A 21,635-nucleotide genomic window follows, 5' to 3' on the forward strand; every position below is an offset into this window, starting at 1 on the left:
TACCTTTGCTATGACTTCGCAGTTGGTATACTCAAGAGGCCCATGGACGTTAGTCCTGACGGCCTTTTTGCTGTGTATAAACGGAAAAGGGGTTATCCTTTCAGTAGAAGAATCTACTGAAAGGATAACCCCACAAAACATCTGCCCTAGTTAGTTCACCCGTCACAAACTTGTACTACTGCCGCTTCATGCTCTCTACATCTATTGTTATATTAGCGGATGACCGAGCCTCCATAAAGGAAACGGTTCATCCAAGAAGCGCTTAATTTGTCTACTCTAACGCCGCCGGAAGATACGGAATACGTCTGTAACAACTGCCCGTCTCCCAAATACATCGCTACATGCGTAATTCTTGCTGCAGACTTGTCGATCCCCGCATAGGCGGAAGCCGAGCTTCCCTTATAATCCATGAAGAACATCAAATCACCGCGTTTCAACCCAGCAATGTCCGTTATTACATTACTATTCTGCTTCACCCAGTCTCCCTGCTGCCGGGAGTCGGCAGGCAGCTTCAAATTCGCTGCATCCATGAAAATCTGGCGGATGAAATCCGAGCAGTCGAACGTGCTGGTATCATTCCGGCTGGACCCGTACTCATACGGTGTACCGAGGTAGCCCATGCCTGCGGCTATTACACTTTCAATCACAGCAGCCTGCGGCGGAGCCGTAGGAACTGGCGTAGGTGCAGGTGTCGGTATCGGTGTTGGCACCGGTGTCGGTATTGGTGTCGGAACAGGCGCAGGAGCAGGTGCCGCCGTTGCTTCAATATATTGATCCGCAGAGCTTGTATATCCGGTTGTACCGTTAGCTGCTCTTACTTTGTACCAATAGCTATTGGTCTCTTCCAGGATTGTTACCTGGTCATTCTTGTATAGGTAACCCAGCACTTTACCGCTTGTGGAAGGTGTCTCCCGAAGGCGGACTGTGGACTGGATGACTGCTGTTTGTACTGCAGGTGTAGCCACAGGAGCCGTAATCACACTGATGTATTGGTCTCCCGCACTGGTATAACCGATCTCGCCGTCTGCAGTTCTGACTTTGTACCAATAGCTGTTCGTCGCTTCCAGAATTGTTACCTGATCTCCCTTACTGAGGTACTTCAATACCTTACCGCTGGTAGATGGAGTCGTGCGCAGCCGCACCGAGGATTGAATTATACCTGTCTGTACCGCCGACGCAGCCAAAGACGAATTGGCAGAAGCCGATGCGGCGAAGGACTGCTGAGGACTTAACACTCCCAAGGATAGTGCAAGTGTTGCCGAGACCAATAACGATGCTGTCAGTTTCTTATGTGATACGATCATAGCGTTCCCCCGCTTAGCGTATTGAGAATTCAACAACGGCGCGCGCTACGTTTGTTGCTTTCTGCCCTCATTATAGGCTTGCCCGGGATTTGGAACATGCTCCAAATTTCACAAAAAACCTTTCCATCTTATGGTAACACCCAGGTCTATAGTCACGATTTCTCCTTGGATTTGGTGGAAATTACAGCTAACTAGGAGAAATTAAGGAATGTTAATCCTTGGGTTCGACGTGAACCTGCACATTCATGATGTTATGCAGCTTACTCATCCGCTCTTCGATGGAGTCACTGATGGCATGGCCCTCCATTACCGTCATCTGTGCATTCACTTGTACCACTACATCAACCAGCACATGATTGCCATGAACCCGGGCTTTCAAATCCTTGATGCCCTCCACTCCCGGTGTCCGGGCAATGGTGCTGCGCAGATCAAGCAGTTTATCTTCGTCAAAGCCGTCAGTCAGCCGGTAAGTGGAGTCGCGGAATATATCCCAGGCCGTCTTGGAGATCAGCAGTCCTACAGCAACAGCGGCTGCGGAATCGATCCAGGGAAGGCCGAACTGTGCTCCAACAATACCTATTGCAGCTCCGATACTAACCATGGCATCCGAGAAATTATCCTTGGCTGCAGCCATCAGCGCATTGTTGTTAATCTGCTTCGCCAAACGCTTGTTATATATATATACCCCCATCATGGCTACGGCACACACCAGGGCAACTCCCGCCGACCAGAGCTGCGGCGTTGCCTTCGCTCCTTCAAACAAGGATCGCACCGCTTCCACAATAACCTGAATGCCGACCATTGCCATGATAAAAGAAGCCATCAGCGCAGCGACCGTCTCGGCCCGGAAATGCCCGTAGGTATGGTCTGAATCCGGCGGCTTCCGCGAGATGCGCAGACCAATCAGCACGGCCAGTGAAGCCACAATATCGGTCAGATTGTTAAAGCCGTCTGCCAGGAGAGCGCTGGAAGCGAACAAGTAGCCGCAGACCAGCTTGAAAGCTGACAAAACCAGATAAGCGACAATACTGACCAGCGCGCCTTTTTCTCCTTTGCGTATATCTTCATAAATATCGGACATCCCAGCTACCCCCTGTCAATCTCCATCCTTGTCACATAAATACAGGAAAACTTTCTTTGAGTTATTCTTGCCCTTGTGGCAGCATTTAAAAACAATTAGAATAAGGAAAAGGACTTGCTGCCTAAGGGGGTTAACATAATGAGCGAGAACAATGATAAACCAAAAATTAATTTGGCCGAGGCGATCCGCCAGAAGCTTGAACAGAAGAAACAGCATGCTTCGGGTAAACCGGGTTCAACTTTTCAAGCCGGTTCCGCGAAGCCGCTGAAAAGCCAGAACAATAAGAAGCCAAACAATCAGCGCCGTCGTACAGGCGGATCTTAGGCTTCTTACACTCTTATATGTGAACATAAACGGCTGCGTTATCCCTTCCGGGACGACGCAGCCGTTTTCGTATGAACTCATTACCGTTCATCCTACCTATATCTAGTTCTTAAGCCTCTACAGGATACATGCGTGCACGCATTTCCTTAATTTCCGGATTCTCCAGATATTCATCATAGCTCATCGAGCGGTCGATGACACCAGCCGGTGTAATTTCAATAATGCGGTTGGCGATTGTCTGGATGAACTGATGGTCATGGGAAGTGAACAGGATGGTGCCGTCAAAGTCAATCAGGCCGTTATTGAGCGCTGTGATTGATTCCAGATCCAAGTGGTTGGTTGGCTCATCGAACACGAGCACATTCGCCCCGTTCAGCATCATCTTGGCCAGCATGCAGCGGACCTTCTCGCCCCCGGACAGTACACTCGCCTTCTTCAGTGCTTCTTCACCGGCAAACAGCATCCGGCCCAGGAATCCGCGCAGGAAAGTTTCATCCTGATCCTTGGAATACTGGCGCAGCCATTCTACCAGGTTCATATTCACACCGTCGAAATAACTCGAGTTGTCCTTAGGGAAATAAGCCTGGGTTGTTGTAACGCCCCAAGTATATTCACCGGCATCCGCTTCCTTCTCGCCCATAAGGACATCGAACAGCAGTGATTTCGGCTGGGAGTATGGACCCACAAAGGCAATCTTATCGCCCTTGTTCACGACAAAGCTGACTTCATCCAGCAGCTGCTCACCGTCAACCGACTTGCTCAGTCCGCTGACCGTAAGCAGCTGTTTGCCGGCTTCACGTTCAGGCTTGAAGTTCAGGAACGGATATTTACGGTTGGAGGGACGGATATCGTCCAGTGTAATCTTCTCCAGCTGCTTCTTACGGGAAGTAGCCTGTTTCGATTTGGAAGCATTAGCCGAGAAGCGCTGGATAAAGGCTTGCAGTTCCTTCATCTTGTCTTCCTTCTTCTTGTTCGAGTCGCGCTGCAGGGCCTGGGCCAGTTGGCTGGACTCGTACCAGAAGTCGTAGTTGCCGACGTACATCTGGATTTTGCCGAAATCGATATCCGCAATATGCGTGCAGACCTTGTTCAGGAAGTGACGGTCATGGGATACCACGATAACGGTGCCTTCGTAGTCCATGAGGAAGTTCTCCAGCCAGCCGATGGATTCAAGATCCAAATGGTTGGTAGGCTCATCGAGCAGCAGGTTGTTCGGACGTCCGAACAGGGCTTGCGCCAGGAGTACCCGGACCTTTTCGTTGCCGCTGAGTTCGGCCATTTTCTTGTCATGCATTTCGCGCATAATACCAAGTCCGATCAGCATTGCAGCAGCATCCGGCTCTGCATCCCAGCCGTTCAGTTCAGCGAATTCGCCTTCCAGCTCACCGGCGCGAAGGCCGTCAGCTTCCGTGAAGTCGCTCTTGGCATACAGGGAATCCTTCTCCTTCATGATCTCATAAAGGCGGGTATGGCCCATAATTACCGTTTCCAGTACCAGGAATTCGTCATACTCGAAATGGTTCTGTTTCAGTATAGCCAGACGTTCACCGGGTGTAATATGCACATCGCCGATGTTGGCTTCGATCTCTCCGGACAGGATCTTTAGAAAGGTCGATTTGCCGGCGCCGTTCGCGCCGATCAGACCATAGCAGTTGCCGGGTGTGAATTTTATGTTTACGTCCTCAAATAGTGCGCGTTTTCCGTAGCGGAGTGTTACGCCGCTTGTGCTAATCATTAAGCATTACCATCCTTTTCACTTAGGGTTCCGGCTCATTATAGCATAAAATCAAGGCAAATGGCCCGTAATTGTAGCCCTTTAAGGGGCATCTTTGCCCTTTTCCGGGCAAATATCTTATCAAGTGGAAACAACTTTGCCGTCCTTTTAAGGAAGGCACCGTTTCAGCGAGAAATAGAAGGATAAGTTATCGTGTGAAACATATAATTTCTTATATTTTTAGTAGAAGGGTTATGCGGGACTTCTCCCGGTCAGCCGCCGGCAGTTATTGTCCGGGCGGGCGCTCTTCGGGATGCACCACCAGTGTCTCCCCATAACCTAATGTACGGATACGTTCCTCACTGATCCCTTGTGCCACACGCGCCAGCTCCATCCGGTCCAGTGCTTCGCGCGCGGTATCATCAGCCAGCCGGAACGTCCCGAAATGCATCGGAATCATGAGCTCTGCCCCTACATCCAGGAACGCCTGTACAGCCTCCTCGGGATTCACATGCTGGGAGTTCATGAACCACTCCGGTTCATAGGCCCCGATTGGCATCAGTGCGACATGCAGCTTAAAGCGGCTGCCGATCTCCTTGAAGCCCGGGAAGAAGCCGCTGTCTCCGGCAAAATACAGATTCGGCGGAAGCTTGCGCTGCCCCTTGCCCTCTTCGCCCTCCGGATGCTTCTGCGGGTCCGCCGGCTGAATCACATAACCGCCCCAGTGCGAGGAATTCGTATCAAACGGTGTCCGCCGGGTCCAGTGCTGGGTCGGGACAAAGGTCAGCTTGACGGCACCGAGCGTAAGCTCCTGCCACCACTGCATCTCCAGGCAGTCCGTGAACCCTTTACGTAGCATTTTGCGCTTCAGTCCTTCCGGGACCACAAGGGTCGTCGTCCCTGCCCGGTACAATTTGCGGATGGAAGCGATGTGCAGATGATCATAATGGGAATGGGAAATCAGGATAAGGTCTATCGGCGGAATATCGCCGAGGGGGATCCCCGGCTGCCCGATCCGCTTCTCAAACCCCAGTCTGCGCGCCCAGATCGGGTCCGTAATGATATTAAGCCCTTCATATTGCAGAAAAAAAGTGGAGTGCCCGATCCACGTAATCGTTGTTTCCAGCCGGTTTCCGGCCAGATAACTGAGCTGCGGCGGATGATTCGGCACCTTATAGGTATAATCCTTCTTCTTCCGGCGGCGTTCCTCGCGCCATTGGCGGAATTCCTTAAGCGTTTTATCGGTACTTACATTATCGATGTTGTTATAGCGTATTTTAGCCATGGTTGAAACCACTCCTTATAACCGCTCTGCCGGATCTCTCTGGTGCGGCAAATCAGATACTCTAACTATAGGGTTCCGCAGAGCCATTTGCAAAATCACAGAGGTGTGCAGGTGCGTACAAGAGTGTGCCGATGTGTAATGCCACTCCTTACAAATGTTACCCATTTGGCCCAAACGGAAACGTCAGTGTGAAATAGAAGATTAACAAATCTAACGCTGACAGCGGTTATGAATCAGGAAATCCGGAGACAACAGCGGCCGGAAGTCCAAATGTACACCGCAGTAACGAGTGGGCTGGAAGTTATTAACTTATGTATCTCTTATCTGTCCTAATATTTTAAATTTTAGCGGGTTCAGACCTCTGCCCTTTTGTGTTCCACCGCTGAAATGATGTAAAATGCGGGTAAAGCGCACGGTGCTTATGCCACTTATCAAAGAGGAGCTGACGTATGAAGATTACCTTTATTGAACCGACTCCGAGTCCAAATACGATGAAGCTTCACCTGGACGAAAGTCTGGAACCCGGCATCCGCCGGACCTACACGCCGGAAAGCCGGCGCTCTGCCCCTTCCTGGGCGCAGGATATGCTGGAAATTCCGGGCGTCACCAGTATCTATCACGCTGCCGATTTCGCGGCCCTGGAACGCAAGGGCAGTGCCGATTGGGCCGCTATTCTCCGCGAGGTCCAGAACCGCTTCGGCGCGGACGGCCTCGCCGCCGATTTCAGCCTGGAGGATGAGAACGCCGGCGCCCATTTCGGGGAAGCCCAGGTGTTCGTGCAGATGTTCCGCGCGATCCCGATTCAGATCCGCGTCAAAACCGGCGCGAAGGAGGAGCGCATCGCCTTGTCGAGCCGCTTCACGCAGGCGGTGACCGATGTGGCCAGCGCCGTGCTGATCAAGGAGCGTAAGCTCACCGATTACGGCGTACGTTACGGCGAGCCGCCGGACATTGCGCGCGAGGTCGAGCAGGAGCTGGAGGCGGCGTATCCGCAGGAACGCCTCGACTCCCTCGTGCAGCAGGCGATCGCGCACGGGGCTGCCGGCGAGTTCGTCGAGCAGCGGCACAAGAAAGAGCAGGCCGAGCTGCTGCGGGACCTGCATGATGAGGACTGGCGCGTGCGCTACGCCGCGCTGGAGGATCTGGCGCCGAGCGAGCAGCTCCTGCCGGAGCTGCGCACGGCGCTGCACGACCCCAAGCTGCATATCCGCAGATTGGCGGTCGTGTACCTTGGCGACATCCGCACGCCAGGGGCGATGGAGCTGCTCTATGAGGCGATGCAGGACAGCGCCCCCGCCGTCCGGCGCACCGCCGGCGACACACTGTCCGACATCGGCGACCCGGCAGCGACGCCGGTGATGACGGCGTCGCTGCGTGACGCCAGCAAGCTGGTGCGCTGGCGGGCGGCACGCTTCCTGTATGAGGTCGGCACGGCCGAAGCCCAGGAAGCCCTGAGCATTGCGGCAGAGGATCCTGAATTCGAGGTCGGGCTGCAGGCCAAGATGGCGCTGGAGCGGATTCTGTCCGGCGAAGAGGCCGCGGGCACCGTCTGGCAGCAGATGTCGGAGCGCCGGCGGACCTGACGTCAACCTGCCGTATTTTGTCATTGCCTGCGAGGCCAAGTTGCATTATACTGATTCCTGTTGTTCATATCGTTACAAGATAGCCTCATCATACCTAGGATGAGGTAGAGGTCGCGGATATAAAGAGTACGCGCGTGGAGATGCCTAAGAGCCATCTATGATACGCGCCGAAAGGAATATCCGCCGAAATCCGGGCTGCTGCTCTTAGTTTAGCAGCCCAGATTGGGGCCGTCAGCCGAAAGGCGCGGAACTGTCACCGTGTATATGCCTGCCAGGAAACTGCGGGAATTGCACCGTGTTGCGCTATCTTAACAGGGAGTATGATGCGGAGCCTATAATCAGGAAACCGCAGCGTCCGTCTGCGGTTTTTTTGTGTGCATAACGCTAAGCAGAAGACACAGGGCCAAGCAGGCTGCAGCAACTCCCCGCTGTGAACCGAACCAACAACTTAAAGGGAGTGTCCTATTCATGCAAGCGAAGCAAGAGAAGCAGCCGGCATTACAGGCGGGTAACGCCAGTACTCCGGGCCTGCGCAAAACATTCAAAGCAAGACATCTGACCATGATCGCCCTGGGCGGTTCCATCGGAACCGGGCTGTTCCTGGCCAGCGGCGGTGCGATCGCCTCCTCCGGTCCGGGCGGAGCACTGCTTGCCTATACCGCAGTCGGCATCATGGTCTATTTCCTGATGACCAGCCTCGGTGAGCTGGCTACCTATTTGCCGGATTCCGGTTCTTTCAGCACGTACGGAACACGTTTTGTCAGTCCCGCCTTCGGCTTCGCCATCGGCTGGAACTTCTGGTACAACTGGGCGGTAACGATAGCAGCGGAACTCTCAGCTGCTACCGTCATTATTAAATACTGGTTCCCGGACAGCCCTTCCATGCTCTGGAGCCTGTTGTTCCTGCTGATCATGTTCGGCCTGAACTTCCTCTCCTCGCGCGGTTACGGCGAATCGGAATATTGGTTTGCCATCATTAAGATTATTACTGTCATTGTCTTCCTCGTTGTCGGTGTCCTTATGATCTTCGGTATTATGGGCGGTAAGGCGGTGGGGCTCAGCAACTTCCAGCTGGGAGGCAGCTCGTTCCACGGCGGCTTCTTCGCCTTCGTCGGCGTCTTCATGGCCGCCGGATTCTCCTTCCAGGGGACGGAGCTGGTCGGGGTCGCTGCGGGAGAGAGTGAGAATCCCCGCAAGAATGTACCGGTAGCCATCCGCCAGGTATTCTGGCGCATCCTGATCTTCTATATCTTTGCCATTCTCGTAATTGGTCTGCTGATTCCTTATACGAATCCCGATCTGCTCCGCGGCGGGATTGATGATATCGGTGTCAGCCCGTTCACGATCGTCTTTAACAAAGCCGGACTGGCAATTGCCGCTTCCGTAATGAACGCCGTCATCCTCAGCTCCGTGCTGTCTGCCGGGAATTCCGGGATGTACGCCTCTACACGTGTCCTGTACGCCATGGCGAAGGACGGCATGGCTCCGCGTGCCCTCGGCAAGCTGAACCGCAGAGGCGTGCCTGTAGGCGCGCTTCTCGTGACCACAGCTGTCGGCATGCTGGCCTTCCTCGCCTCCTTCTTCGGAGACGGCGCAGTTTACAACTGGCTGCTGAACGCCTCCGGGATGTGCGGCTTCATCAACTGGCTTGGAATTGCCGTCTGTCATTACCGCTTCCGCCGCGCCTTCGTCAAGCAGGGGCATTCGCTGGATGAACTGCCTTACCGGGCGAAATGGTTCCCGTTTGGTCCGCTGTTTGCCTTCGCCCTCTGTATGGTGGCCGTATTCGGCCAGAACATGGGCGCCTTCACCGGTTCCAAAATCGACTGGTACGGCATTCTGGTCTCTTATGTTAGCGTACCTCTGTTCCTTCTGATCTGGCTGGGCTACGGCTGGTTCCGCAAGAGCAGCATTGTCCCGCTGGACAAATGTGATCTGAGCACTCACGCAGAGTAACTCTTTGCAGGTCATATAATCAAGTACCAAGCCTATATACAACAATTGGAAACGGCTACGCCGTCCTTTAAAAGGATAGCGTAGCCGTTTCAGCGAGAAATAGAAGGTTAAGTGGATCATGTTAAACATACAATTTCTTATATTGAACAAAATTACCCTTACGGGTGAATTAAGCTAGGGGCTTGTGCGACCTGCTCCTCATTTGCTCCTTTAGCTCGCATCAGGGGAATTCAAGGGCACTAATGCTCCTCATTTGCTCCTTTGGCTCACATTCGGGGAATTTAAGGGCACTAATGCTCCTCATTTGCTCCTTTAGCTCGCATTCGGGGAATTCAAGGGCACTTATTCTCTTCATTCCCTCCTTTGGCCAACGTACGGCGGAATTAGTGGGATTTATCCCTTTGATTTCTCCATACCGCCCACTTTCAGCGGAATTAGTGGGATTTATCCCTTTATTTTCACCATACCGCCGACTTTCAGCGGAATTAGTGGGATTTATCCCTTTGATTTCTCCATACCGCCGACTTTCAGCGGAATTAGTGGGATTTATCCCTTTGATTTCTCCATACCGCCCACTTTCAGCGGAATTAGTGGGATTTATCCCTTTGATTTCTCCATACCGCCCACTTTCAGCGGAATTAGAGGGATTTATCCCTTTAGTTTCACCATACCGCCCACTTTCGGCGGATTCAGTACAAAGACCGGTTTCGGCCACATTATCGTGGCCTGAACCGGTCTTTTTTTGCGTCAGTAGATTAAGTTTAAGTATGCTTTTGTACTAAAGAACGTCCCCTTGGAGCTGTTGATTATGCCCAGGTTGTGATTGTCTCAACCGGCAGGCGGTAGGATGGGTAGCCTTCTTTGGCTGCTTTCCCTATCGAGATCAGCATGACCGGCTGGAACCGGTCTTTGTCCAGACCAAAAGCTTCCGCGATCTTGTCCTTCTCATAACCGGCCATCGGGTTGGTGTCATATCCATGGGCCCGGGCAACAAGCATCAGCTGCATCGAAATAAGCGCCGAGTCAATCAGATTCACATCACGCAGCTCGGATGCAGATATCCCCGCATAATAAGGCTTCACTTGTTGCAGCTGCATATCCTTGACGTCGCTCGGCATGTAACCAAGTTCCACCGATTTGCCGAAAATTTCCTCTATATATTCAACATTCTTTGCATCGTAAAATACCGCAATAACTGCCGAGGAAGTCAGAGCCTGTGTCTGGTTGAAGGAGGCCAGCGGTGCAAGCTTTTCTTTGCCTTCCGCGCTGTCAATAACAAGGAAACGCCATGGCTGCATGTTAATGGCAGACGGTGCACGGGAGGCTTCCGCCAGAATCTCGGTCATTTCCTCCCGGCTGATTTTTACTTCAGGATCATAGGCCTTCACGGAACGGCGCTCCAGAACGATCTCATTGAAATCGTTGGTTGTATGGTATTTCCCGGTGATTGTACTCATGTAAATTTCTCTCCTTTATCTATAGGTTTTCTTGTGCTGAAATGTCACTTATCATCACTACAAGAATTCTAAACTATGAAGTATACTTTATAGCAAGAGGGAAAAACGGGGTGATTTAACATGAAGATTAGTGAAGTCGCAAAAATTGTTGACCTGCCTATATCAACCATCCGTTACTATGAGAAAATGGGCATTATCACGGATGAATATATCCTCAGGGAAGAGAACAATTACCGGAATTATGATGCAGAGATCATTCATCATTTGGGTGTTGTCAAGAATTGTCTGGCTGTCGGTTTTTCAATTAATGATATAAAATCCATGATCTCTAAAAATGGAATCTCCAAAGAAGAACAAACACGTATTATCAAAGATAAAATAGCAGATATTGAAGCTGCGCAAAAAAACCTTGAGGATTCCAAGCAATCTCTTTATGATCTTCTTGAGCTGGATATAACGTGCGAGGACGGGTTCGGAAAGTATTCTTGAGCGCTTCCGGCTGATTATCCGGAATTACAACAAACAGGGATGTCCCGCAGCCTATCGGCGCGGCAGACATCCCTGTTTGTTTGCTGTCCTGATGTAATTTTTTATTTTGGGGGCAAGCTAATACATATTCACAATCTACAATCTAAGGAGACTGCCATGAAAAAAATTTGGATCACCGCTCTGCTGGCGCTTATCTTCACCCTTAACAGCCCGGTGAGTTCAGCCGCTCCTGAGTATGCCAAATGGGGTGTCGTAGCTGTGAAAGCTGCACAGCAGAAATACAATGCCGAGGTTATCGATTATAAGCATGTAGGCCGAACTCAAATAAAGCCAACGCTTGCGGAGGAGAAATTCAAGCTGTGGATCCGGAGCAAAGCCGGCCGGGAATTTGGCATATTCGTCATGGTCCGCTTCGACCCGTCGGACGATCAGCTGCAAACCATTCTTTTCTCGGAGACGGATCAATGGCGATAAAGCTATACTGTATCCCTTTCAATACTCTTATTTCCAGGTCACATACACCTTAAGATCCCCTGTATTGTCAAAAGGTGAACTGTTGAATGCCAAATTATTCAGCCCTATCTCATAGAGGACCTGCAGGTCCTGCCTCAGCAGCTTCTCACTGCCCCGGTAACGGAACAGCAGTGAGAGTTGGCCTGAATCCGCCGCCTGCTGCGCAAGCTTCTTCAAGTCTGCCGCCGAAGCGATCACTTGATCCTCCTCATACAGCCTGTAATCCAGAACCTCCTGCAGCTTCTTGTATCCGTCTGTCCCCTGTCCGCCCCGGCTGACCAGCTGTGACAGTGTCTCGGCATAACCGGTTGAAGCGGCCGGATAAGTCTTGGTCCAGCTGTGGTCACGGCGCATCTGGGCATCCGTTCTCATGTAATATACGGTACTGATTCCACCCTCCGGACTAGGCTCCGGATCATCCCAGGTCGTGTCGAGATGATACCAGAGTCCGTCCAGCTGCACGAGATTCCAGGCATGCGACTGGGCAACGCCCCCCTCGGGCCTCGCAGTACCCTCCACAATCCTATTCGGTATACCCGCTCCCAGCAGCAGCTTATAGGTCAGCAGGGAATACCCCTGACATACCGCACTGCCCGTCTGAAGTCCCTCATACGCCGTATATTTACGGTATGAATTATCATATTGCAAATGCAGCACCACCCAGTCGTGGATGACTTTGACCTTCTGATGGCTGCTCATCCCCGGTGTAATTAATTCCTGCAGAATGGTCTTCACCTGCTTGTTAACATATGCTGTCTGCTGCAGCGTCTCCCGGTACTCCACCTGAATCGTCACGTTGGCAGAGCGTGTGCTCCCCCGGTAAGAAAACGCATAGCTGTCAATAATATAATAGAGATACGGATCGCTCCCCATCGCCTGATCGATTGCCGTCTGCACCTGGCTCTTCAGCTTATTTGTCTTGCCCTGATAAGTGAAGGTAATTGTCTCTCTGCGGTTGCTCATCGCCCCGGTCAGCTTCTGTGTCATCTCATTGACAGAACGCAGCACCACAGAATCAGCAGCAGCATAGGCATGCTCATACCCCCAGTATGTTGCGGGCGGGATAGCAGCAAAAACCAGCATGCCGCAAATCACGGTCTTCATCAGCGATATACGTCTCTTCCCCATAGCCTTCAAGTGCCTCCTGCAATCTATATAATGGATGATTAGCCGTTTACTCTATAGTAAATGCCGGAAATCCCCTGTATACAACTCCAACCCTAGAAACCTTTGAACCTGAACCTGAGATACCTGTTATATTCATTATTATCGGCCCGGCACACCCGGCGCATAAGTATCCACCCCATAAATATTATCAGGACAAGCACTGGTGGGCGGATGGGTGATGGGCAGGCGGTGGAGTGCTGGGACAGGCGGAGTGCTGGGGCAGGCGGTGAAGTGCTGGGGCAGGCGGAGTGCTGGGGCAGGCAGAATGCTCAGGAGGTATGCGGGCACGCGAAAATAGATCATTAAAAAAGCCGCTGCATCCCGGTCCATCTCCGGGAAGCAGCGGCTTCGGCTGCGCTTATCTATGCTACACTTAAGCGTTCACGTTCACTGCTTACAACCTACAGCCTACAGCGTCACAAGATAAGTCACGCCGGCTTTAACCTCAATCGCAGGTTCTACCACCTGCGTGCTGCCGTCAGGAAGCTGCAGCTTCAGCTCCTGCGCATAGCTTAGACGCAGCAGTCCATCATACTTCGCTGTGATCCGGGCGGATACCAGCAGTCCATCCTGCCAGTCCATGTCAACCACATAGCCGCCGCGTGCCTTCAGGCCGCTAATCCGGCCGTTCTTCCAGGCTCGGGGCAGCGCCGGAAGCAGCGTAAGCTCACCCAGATGACTCTGCAGCAGCATTTCCGCAATACCCGCGGCAGCGCCGAAATTACCGTCAATCTGAAACGGCGGATGCGCGTCGAACAGATTCGGATAGACCGAACGGGTTAACAGCGTACGGACAAAGCCATAAGCCGAATCACCATCCTCCAGCCGGGCATACAGATTAATCAGCCAGGCGCAGCTCCAGCCGGTATGCCCGCCGCCGGAAGCGATCCGCTTCTGAAGCGATAAACGGCTCGCCTCCAGCAGCTCCGGTGTGTCCCGTTTGTTGATCCGGTTGCCAGGATAAAGGCTGTACAAGTGCGAGACATGACGGTGTCCAGGCTCGGATTCAGTGAAGTCATAGATCCACTCCTGCAGCCGCCCGTCCTCAGCAATCTTCAGTGGCGACAGACGGGAGAGCGTCTTCTCCAATTCAGCCTGGAACTCCGGATCCACGCCGAGAATCCGTGCAGCCTGCAGGCAGTGCTGCATCAATTCATTGATCAGGCTCATATCCATGGCCGAGCCCATGGATATGCTGCTGGCTCTGCCATCTTCTGTTACAAACCGGTTCTCCGGTGAAGTAGACGGGCTGGTTACCAGCTGGCCGTCCGGCCCCTCCACCAGCCAGTCCAGGCAGAAGAGCGCCGCTCCCTTCATTAACGGATAAGCCGTCTCTTCGAGATAAACGGCATCCGGCGTGAATTCGTAATGCTCCCACAAATGCCGGGACAACCAGACGCCGCCCATCGGCCAGAACGCCCAGCTGGCATCTCCGCCGGAAGGGTTAGACGCCTTCCACAGATCGACATTGTGATGAGCTACCCAGCCGCGTGCCCCGTAATGAATTGCAGCCGTTCTGGCCCCGGTCTCACTGAGCTCCTTGATCAGCTCAATTAACGGCTCATGAAATTCACTGAGATTACAGACCTCTGCCAGCCAGTAATTCATCTGCGTATTAATATTTGTTGTATAATTGCTGTTCCATGGCGGCTGTACATGATTATTCCAGATGCCCTGCAGATTGGCGGCCTGTGTTCCGGCACGCGAGCTGCCCATCAGCAGATAACGGCCATATTGGAACAGCAGCGCCTCCAGCGCCGGGTCCTCCTGACCGTTCTTATAGGCAGCCAGACGTTCATCGGTCGGCAGGTTGTCCGCTTCATGACCGCCCAGATCCAGATCCATGCGGCGGAATACCGCCTGATGATCTTCTGTATGCCGTCTCCGCAGCTCCTCATAGGACTTGCCGGCAGCTGCGGTCAGCCTGCTTGCACACAAATCCGCAGGGCTGACAATAACTGCGGAATCCTGAGCCGCCCCGGATTTCTTATGGCTTGCTCTGGACCGCACCTCTTCATAGTCCGTGCCGGCCGCAAGCAGCAGAAGTACACGATCAGCGCCGGATATGACAAGCTTGCCATCCGAATGATGGATGCTTCCTCCCCCGGTTACCTGTACCTGCAGGTGCAGCTCGAAGGCAATCCCGAGACCCTCCTCATAGCGAACGGCCACGGGGTGATCCTGATGATAGTTGTCAGCAATGTGCGACGGACAGCGGCCATGGAGCACCAGTTGTTGCTCAGTTTCAGAACTGACCGTATGCTTCAGCTGGCTGCTGAGAGCAAGCTCCAGATGAAGTCCGCCCGGCACCGCACTTGTAACGTGAACGACACCCACCTTGTCAGGAGCACTGATAAATACTTCACGGGTAAAAGCCCCCTGCTCATTCTGATAAGTAACTCTGGCAATCCCGCTGTCCAGATCAAGCTCCCGTTCATACGCCGTGCAGTTCTCTACGCCAGCCTGCTCCAGCAACAGGTCACCCAGCGGCATATACGCCTGTGCATTTACCCCAAGCATATGCGCGTTGACCACATCCTCGGCTTCACCATATTTGCCGGAGGATACCAGCTCCCGTACCTTCTTCAGATACCGCAGGGCTTCATAGTTGTTCGTGTCCCGCGGAAATCCGGACCACAGGGTATCTTCATTCAGCTGAATCTGCTCTTTGGCGGTACCGCCAAACACCATAGCGCCCATATACCCGTTACCAAGCGGCAGCGCTTCTTCCCAGACTGCCGCCGGCTGGCCGTACTTTAATTTCCACGGGTGATGCCTGTTGTTATCCATTCTCTTCTCGCCCTCCGTAATAATATCTGAGTACGGCAAAAGGCCCTGACCTAAGTCGGGCCTTCGCTGTATGGAATGACCTACATCCCATTATTGATTAGAACGTTTTACCTGTCCACAGGGTTACTCTCTTTTTCACGAGCTCTGTGAATTCTTTTTCCATATCCTGAGCGCCGGCTTTATCCAGCTCTGCCAGGAAGGCATCATACACTTTATCGAAGTCTGCAGGTTTCGACAGGATGGCTTCAGGAATACGTTTGCGGATGATATCCTGTGTCTTCTTGAAGATTACCTGATATTGACCGTCAGTAGGAACCGGCAGGTTGTACAGGGCTCCTGTTTCTTTGATCGGGAATTCATCTTCTTTAGGGAACAGATCTTTCCATGTAGTAGCCTTGTAACCTGCAAGTGATTCCTTCTCAGCATCGGAGTAAGAAGCTACGATCTGTTCAGGGAAGCTTGTAGTGTAGTAGTTGCCAGTGGAATCCTTCACACCATCACCATAACGTGCACCGAAGATAAGGTACTGGCCAATCCCGGTTTTCTTCTGGGTGTTTGCGGTATCGTTAGCTAGACCATCGCTGATTTCCGGAAGAACTTCGCGTTTACCATCTGCATTTACAGTGTAGTGCGTGCCTTCAATACCCCAGGTTCTCAGAATCTGACCTTCATCGGAAGACATCCAGTCCAGCCATTTGATGATCCGGACAGGGTCTTTAGCTGCGGTAGTGATCGCAAGACCATAGCCGTCGATACCTGTCTGCATGAAGGAATGATCTTTATACTCATCAGACAGGGTTACAGGGAAGTGACCGTAAGTATACTCGTCTTTACCGGCTGCCTTCAGAGCATTCTCACCATCGGAGTATTCCCATTCCTGGGAGATCAGACCGAGTACACGGCCGCTGGCAACTTTAGCTTTGTATTGATCGTCTTTTTGTACGAAGGTATCCTTATCAAGCAGGCCTTGAGCGTACATTCCGTTCAACCAGCGGAAATACTCTTTTTCTGCCGGACGTTTGTAGTGCAGCTGTGCTTCATAGGTTTCAGGATCTACATAATACTCGCCATCATCCGGTGCACCTGTTGTAGTGAAAGCCGGGTTTGTAACGGTGATCATGATTTTCCAGTCATCAGCGTTCAGCGTCAGCGGAATGGTAGGCTGGCCATCGGTTTCCGGATGCAGAGCCACATAATCCTTAAGCACTTTCTCATAATCTGCCAGTGTCTTCACTTCAGGATAGCCCAGTTCCTTCAATACGCGGTGTTGAATTTCAAATCCGCCTGTAGCGTCGAAGGCTTGTTGGCCGACACCCATATTCGTAGGAATCTGATAGATCGCTTGGTCATCCAGGCTGTATTTCAGACGGCCCATGTTTTCGCCATAGACCTTCTTGAGGTTCGGAGCATATTTATCAATCAGTTCCGTCATATCAATAATCAGGCCGGCATCCACCAGGGTGCTCAAGTTTCCTTTGGCGAAGATCAGATCAGGTACGTCGCCGCTGGCAGCCATCATCGGGATTTTTTGGTCGCCGCCGCCGCTGCCTACATCAAATTCAGCGTCAATAGTAACACCTGTTTTTTCAGTAATGGCTTTACCGACTTCATCCTGCATTTTGTTCCAGTTCGGACTGGCGTCACCGCCGAAGAAAGAGATCGTGAACGGAGAAGTATCTAATGCGGTATCATCTGCTGCTGCATTAGTCGCTGCAGGTGTGTTTCCTGTGTTGTTAGATGTCGTGTTGTTGGCCGCATTATTGTTATTGCCTCCACAACCGGCGATCAGCATAGAGCTCATAAGCATGAGTGTAAAGATTGTTTTGGTACTCTTGCGATTCATTGTATATCCCCCTTGTAAATTAGTATGTTTCATCTATGCATATCAGGATAGACCTGAATATACCATTGTGAACGCTTGCAAAACTACTATAAATATAAATTCCACTATTTAACAATAACCCTGAGATTGGATAGCCGCCTGATCCTGCACTGAACCAGGCAGCTGTTCCATTTCAATCTATTGTCAGGCTTACGCTTTAACTGCACCCAGCGTCATACCGCCTACGAAGTACTTTTGCAGGAACGGGTATACAACCAGAATAGGTACAGTTACGACAATCGTAATCGCCATCTTGATCGATTCTGGTGAAATCTGCGCCATCTGCCGCGCCATATCGTTCGCATTCACCATGCCGCTGCCCTGATTGGTAGACGACAATACCTTCATCAGCTCATACTGCAATGTAGTCAAGTGCGGCTTGTTACCGTTATACAGATACGTTGTGAACCATTCATTCCATTGGCCAACGGCCAGGAACAGCGCGATGGTTGCCAGTACCGGTTTACAGAGCGGAAGGATGATCTTATAGAAAATCATAAAGTCATTCGCCCCGTCCAGCTTGGCGGATTCCTGAAGAGCAAATGGCAGCCCGTCCATAAAGGAACGGATAATGAAGACGTTAAATGCGGAAACCATACCCGGAAGGATGTAAATCCAGAACGTTCCGATCAGATTCAAATCTTTCATCAGAATGTACATAGGCACCATACCGCCGGAGAAATACATCGTCAGGGCCAGGAAAGTCGAGATGAATTTTCTCGCTCTGAATTCCGGACGGCTGAGCGTAAAGGCCAGCATGGAAGCACTGATCAGACCCAGAAGTGTACCTGAAAGGGTACGCAGAATGGAGATCTTGAAGCCCTGAATCAGACCGGTATAGCTGAAGATCCGCTGGTAATTCTCAAGCGTCCAGGCTCTCGGGAAGATATAGATGCCGCCCCGAACGGTATCTGTAGATTCATTGAAAGAAATCGCCAGTACGTTCAGGAAGGGATACAACGTCACAATCATGATTAATGTAAGTGCAGTGTACAGAAAGATGTCGAATGCACGCTCACCTTTTGTCATTTGAAATGCTTTGCCACCCATTTATGGTCCCCTCCTTACATAATGCTTTCTTTAGTGAATTTCTTCATCAGACCGTTAGCCGTGAACAGCAGAATTACACTGACTACGGAGGTGAACATGCTTATTGCAGTACCATAAGAGAACCGCATGATCTGAATACCATACTTAAGCGCATACAAATCCAGCACTTCCGAATAATCGGTGACCAGGTTGTTCTGCAGCTGGAACTGCTTCTCGAAGCCGATACCGATCAGATGGCCGATGTTCATAATGAGCAGCACCATAACGGTTGAACGGATACCCGGCAAAGTAATATTGAATGCCTGCTTAATTCTTCCCGCACCATCCACTTTTGCCGCTTCGTACAGCTCTTTATCGATCCCTGTAATCGCTGCCAAATAGATGATTGCACCCCAGCCTGTTTCTTTCCATATATCGGATGCAGTCAAAATTCCCCAGAAATATTTGCCTTGGGCCATGAATTGGATCGGCTCATCAGTGATATGTAACCACATCAGCAAATCGTTCACGATTCCTCCGTCGATCGCGAGTGTCTTGTAGACAATCCCGCCTACAACGACCCAGGAGACAAAGTGAGGCAGATAAGATACCGTTTGAACCGTTCTCTTGAAAATACTCCCCCGCAGCTCATTGAGCATGATAGCAAACGTAATGGGAACCACGAAGCCAAAGATCAGCCCGAGGACGCTCATGGACAGGGTATTTCTTAATACGAGATAGAAACGTTCGTCATGGAACAACTCCTTGAAGTTATCCAGTCCGACCCACTTCTGTTCGCCGAATGTCTTAGCCGGCTTATAATTTTGGAATGCCATCAACCATCCCCATATGGGTACATAGCTGAAAATAAATACCCAGATCACGAATGGAAGAGACATCAGATATAAGTACTTTTGCTGCAGTACGCTTTTCCAAAATCCACTATTCCGTTTCGCAGGTGGGCGGGGGGTTACGCTTTCATTTGCTGTAACACCGTTTTCAGTGAGCGCTTTCACGATCATTATTCCCCCTTCGTTTTTATAGTCTTATCTTACCGCAGCACCCCGGGAGAGAATACCCAACAGATTTCACGTAAAATCCTGTCTAAATTAGAGATTCTCCCAGGCCGCGCTGCTTAAGACTTGAACTCGCTTTCAACGGGAATAGAAAACGCTATCTCGGTACCTTCACCTGATCGGCTTGTAATCCTCAGACCATGCTCCTCTCCGTAATATAGAGTCAGTCTCTGATGAACATTGCGCAGGCCGATCCGTCCCCGTTCCTCTTCCTCCACTTTGCTAATCACATCCACGATCTCGGACAGTCTTTCCTCCTTCATGCCGATGCCGTCATCTGTCACAAGCACCTGAACCTCCTGGTTCTCATCCAGCGTTATACTGACATTGACATGAACGGTACCTTGCTTATTCTCCAGCCCGTGGACTACGGAATTCTCTACAAGCGGCTGGATAATGAGCGGCGGGATCATGATTTCAGCTGCTCTAGGGTCAAATTTAATCTCATACTCCAGCCTGTCCTCATACCGGAATTTCTGGATCTCCAGATAAGAGCGGATCATCTCTACTTCTTCCTTGATCGGCGCCCGTTCGCGGCCTACTTCGAGGTTCTTGCGCATAAGCTTACCGAGCAGTCTGACGATGTTCGCAATCTCCTTCTCGCCCTTAAGATGCGCATTCATGCGGATCGATTCCAGTGCGTTGAACAGGAAATGCGGATGGATCTGGCTCGCCATCATCTTCAATTTGATCTCCCGCTGGGCGATCTCCAGTGCACTGTTCTTCTCATTGCTCTCAATAACCTGGGTGATCAGCCGGTTAATACTTGCCACCATATAATTGAATTGCCGCGACAGCTGGCCGATCTCATCCGTCCCGTCAATCCGTGAGACGATATTCAGATTGCCAAGGGCTACCTGATTCAGCTGGCGGCTCAGGCGCAGCAGACGGTTGGTGGTCAGCAGGGAGATGGTGTATACAAACACAAGGGCAACCAGCAGCACACCAATAACGATCAGGAGGCCCAGCTTGCTGACATTATTGGCATCGCTCAGAATGCTTTTCGTTTCAAATATAGAGATAATCTTCAGCTTGCTGCTGCTCAGCTCAGGAGACATTTCATCAATAATGACGTAAGAATCCTTGTCCTTCACCCTGGTTTTGAGCACCCCCTTGGACTGCAATTGCACATCAACACCAATGTCAAAATCATCCACTGTGCTGCCTACAAGCTGCGGATCATTGGCCGACACAATATAACCCTGCTCATCGATGATTAACGTATCGAACGGCTCCTGATAGAGCATCTGATTCAGTTCATCCTGAGAAACCTGCACCATCAGTATTCCGGATTTGCCGGATTCCCGGTAATACACCTGACGGATCAGGCTGAGCTTGTTGATCGTCCCTTTGGGGCTGTTGAAATATTTCTCCTTGTCGGGAATATACATCCAGTAAATCTCTCCGGACTGCATGGCTTTCTTGTACCAGGCTCTCGACTCCAGCTCCGGAGTCAATGGTGCAATCGACATATCATCAACCAGGCTCGGATTATCAATGAAAAAACGGATATTAGAAATTTCCCGGTACCGCAGAACATATACACGGATATCTGTGTAATTCAAATAAGCCTTTGTAAGCGCCAATGCATCCGGGTAATGCGTAGTGACCAGCTGCTCAAGCTCCTCGTCAAAATAGAGCAGATTAGAAATATCCGTCGGAACACGCAGCTTACTGGACAATTGGCTTTTGATCTTCTCCACATTGTTGGTGGCCTGATCAATCGCTCTGTTCAAGGCTCCCTCTCGAAAATAGCTTGTAAGAATAATACCAACAATCAGCACGGGTATCATGACGACAATAATGTAGAAAAAAATCAGCTTATATTTCAGCTTCATATTATTGATCATTCGCACCAGCTTCTTAATAACAATTCCCCCTTCCGTTCCATGGAAAACAGGCTGCTCCCCTTATCCTCTGCAGATAGGGAACAGCCTGTATATCATAAGCCTCACGCTGAACGTTCGGCAAGTTCACAGTTCTAA

At 51.3% G+C, this 21,635-nt stretch carries 16 protein-coding genes and 1 riboswitch; of the genes, 5 read left to right on the forward strand and 11 right to left on the reverse strand.

Annotation, left to right across the window (positions count from 1 at the left end):
* Nucleotides 1-212 precede the first annotated feature (212 nt).
* Nucleotides 213-1,304: a C40 family peptidase gene (locus tag P40081_RS31730; RefSeq protein ID WP_042140016.1), complete on the reverse strand. Its 1,092-nt coding sequence runs from the start codon at nt 1,302-1,304 to the stop codon at nt 213-215.
* A gap of 211 nt (nt 1,305-1,515) precedes the next feature.
* A complete protein-coding gene (locus P40081_RS31735; RefSeq protein WP_042140017.1) occupies nt 1,516-2,385 on the reverse strand; it encodes a cation diffusion facilitator family transporter in 870 nt (289 codons plus the stop codon).
* A gap of 138 nt (nt 2,386-2,523) precedes the next feature.
* On the opposite strand from P40081_RS31735, the gene P40081_RS31740 reads away from it, so the two are divergent.
* On the forward strand, nt 2,524-2,709 hold the full coding sequence (locus tag P40081_RS31740) for a hypothetical protein (RefSeq protein ID WP_039309279.1): 186 nt from the start codon (nt 2,524-2,526) through the stop codon (nt 2,707-2,709).
* 109 nt (nt 2,710-2,818) lie between these two features.
* Here the strand turns inward: P40081_RS31740 and P40081_RS31745 are convergent, their stop codons facing one another.
* Both P40081_RS31745 and P40081_RS31750 read right to left on the reverse strand, forming a co-directional pair.
* Nucleotides 2,819-4,444, reverse strand: a complete 1,626-nt coding sequence (locus tag P40081_RS31745) for an ABC-F family ATP-binding cassette domain-containing protein (protein ID WP_039309280.1) — start codon at nt 4,442-4,444, stop codon at nt 2,819-2,821.
* Between the two features lie 265 nt (nt 4,445-4,709).
* Nucleotides 4,710-5,708, reverse strand: coding sequence for an MBL fold metallo-hydrolase (locus P40081_RS31750; RefSeq protein WP_042140018.1), 999 nt, complete (start codon nt 5,706-5,708; stop codon nt 4,710-4,712).
* 449 nt (nt 5,709-6,157) lie between these two features.
* On the opposite strand from P40081_RS31750, the gene P40081_RS31755 reads away from it, so the two are divergent.
* Nucleotides 6,158-7,291, forward strand: coding sequence for a virulence factor (locus P40081_RS31755; RefSeq protein WP_042140019.1), 1,134 nt, complete (start codon nt 6,158-6,160; stop codon nt 7,289-7,291).
* 97 nt (nt 7,292-7,388) lie between these two features.
* Nucleotides 7,389-7,605: riboswitch (Lysine riboswitch) on the forward strand.
* Nucleotides 7,606-7,759: 154 nt separating this feature from the next.
* Nucleotides 7,760-9,247 (forward strand): amino acid permease, encoded by a 1,488-nt coding sequence (locus P40081_RS31760; protein ID WP_042140020.1) that lies wholly within the window; start codon nt 7,760-7,762, stop codon nt 9,245-9,247.
* Between the two features lie 806 nt (nt 9,248-10,053).
* Here P40081_RS31760 and P40081_RS31765 read toward each other — a convergent pair.
* Nucleotides 10,054-10,704, reverse strand: a complete 651-nt coding sequence (locus tag P40081_RS31765; protein ID WP_042140021.1) for a nitroreductase family protein — start codon at nt 10,702-10,704, stop codon at nt 10,054-10,056.
* A 120-nt stretch (nt 10,705-10,824) separates the two neighbouring features.
* On the opposite strand from P40081_RS31765, the gene P40081_RS31770 reads away from it, so the two are divergent.
* Nucleotides 10,825-11,193, forward strand: a complete 369-nt coding sequence (locus P40081_RS31770) for a helix-turn-helix domain-containing protein (RefSeq protein ID WP_042140022.1) — start codon at nt 10,825-10,827, stop codon at nt 11,191-11,193.
* A gap of 156 nt (nt 11,194-11,349) precedes the next feature.
* Entirely contained in the window at nt 11,350-11,667 is a 318-nt protein-coding gene (locus tag P40081_RS31775; protein WP_039308575.1) for a DUF3889 domain-containing protein, read from the forward strand.
* Between the two features lie 27 nt (nt 11,668-11,694).
* On the opposite strand, the gene P40081_RS31780 is transcribed toward P40081_RS31775, so the two are convergent.
* From P40081_RS31780 to P40081_RS31805, 6 genes are all read right to left on the reverse strand, one after another.
* The gene (locus tag P40081_RS31780) at nt 11,695-12,834 is read right to left on the reverse strand and encodes a transglutaminase domain-containing protein (RefSeq protein WP_042140023.1); all 1,140 of its coding nucleotides are present in this window, start codon (nt 12,832-12,834) and stop codon (nt 11,695-11,697) included.
* A gap of 447 nt (nt 12,835-13,281) precedes the next feature.
* Entirely contained in the window at nt 13,282-15,663 is a 2,382-nt protein-coding gene (locus P40081_RS31785) for a glycoside hydrolase family 95 protein (RefSeq protein WP_042140024.1), read from the reverse strand.
* Between the two features lie 97 nt (nt 15,664-15,760).
* Nucleotides 15,761-17,506, reverse strand: a complete 1,746-nt coding sequence (locus P40081_RS31790) for an ABC transporter substrate-binding protein (RefSeq protein WP_042140025.1) — start codon at nt 17,504-17,506, stop codon at nt 15,761-15,763.
* 189 nt (nt 17,507-17,695) lie between these two features.
* On the reverse strand, nt 17,696-18,595 hold the full coding sequence (locus P40081_RS31795) for a carbohydrate ABC transporter permease (protein ID WP_042140026.1): 900 nt from the start codon (nt 18,593-18,595) through the stop codon (nt 17,696-17,698).
* A 14-nt stretch (nt 18,596-18,609) separates the two neighbouring features.
* Nucleotides 18,610-19,596: an ABC transporter permease gene (locus P40081_RS31800; protein WP_081970288.1), complete on the reverse strand. Its 987-nt coding sequence runs from the start codon at nt 19,594-19,596 to the stop codon at nt 18,610-18,612.
* A gap of 113 nt (nt 19,597-19,709) precedes the next feature.
* Nucleotides 19,710-21,500, reverse strand: coding sequence for a sensor histidine kinase (locus P40081_RS31805; RefSeq protein WP_042140027.1), 1,791 nt, complete (start codon nt 21,498-21,500; stop codon nt 19,710-19,712).
* Nucleotides 21,501-21,635: the final 135 nt, after the last annotated feature.

It is taken from the genome of Paenibacillus sp. FSL P4-0081, from assembly GCF_000758565.1.
GTDB lineage: Bacteria > Bacillota > Bacilli > Paenibacillales > Paenibacillaceae > Paenibacillus_AQ > Paenibacillus_AQ phytohabitans.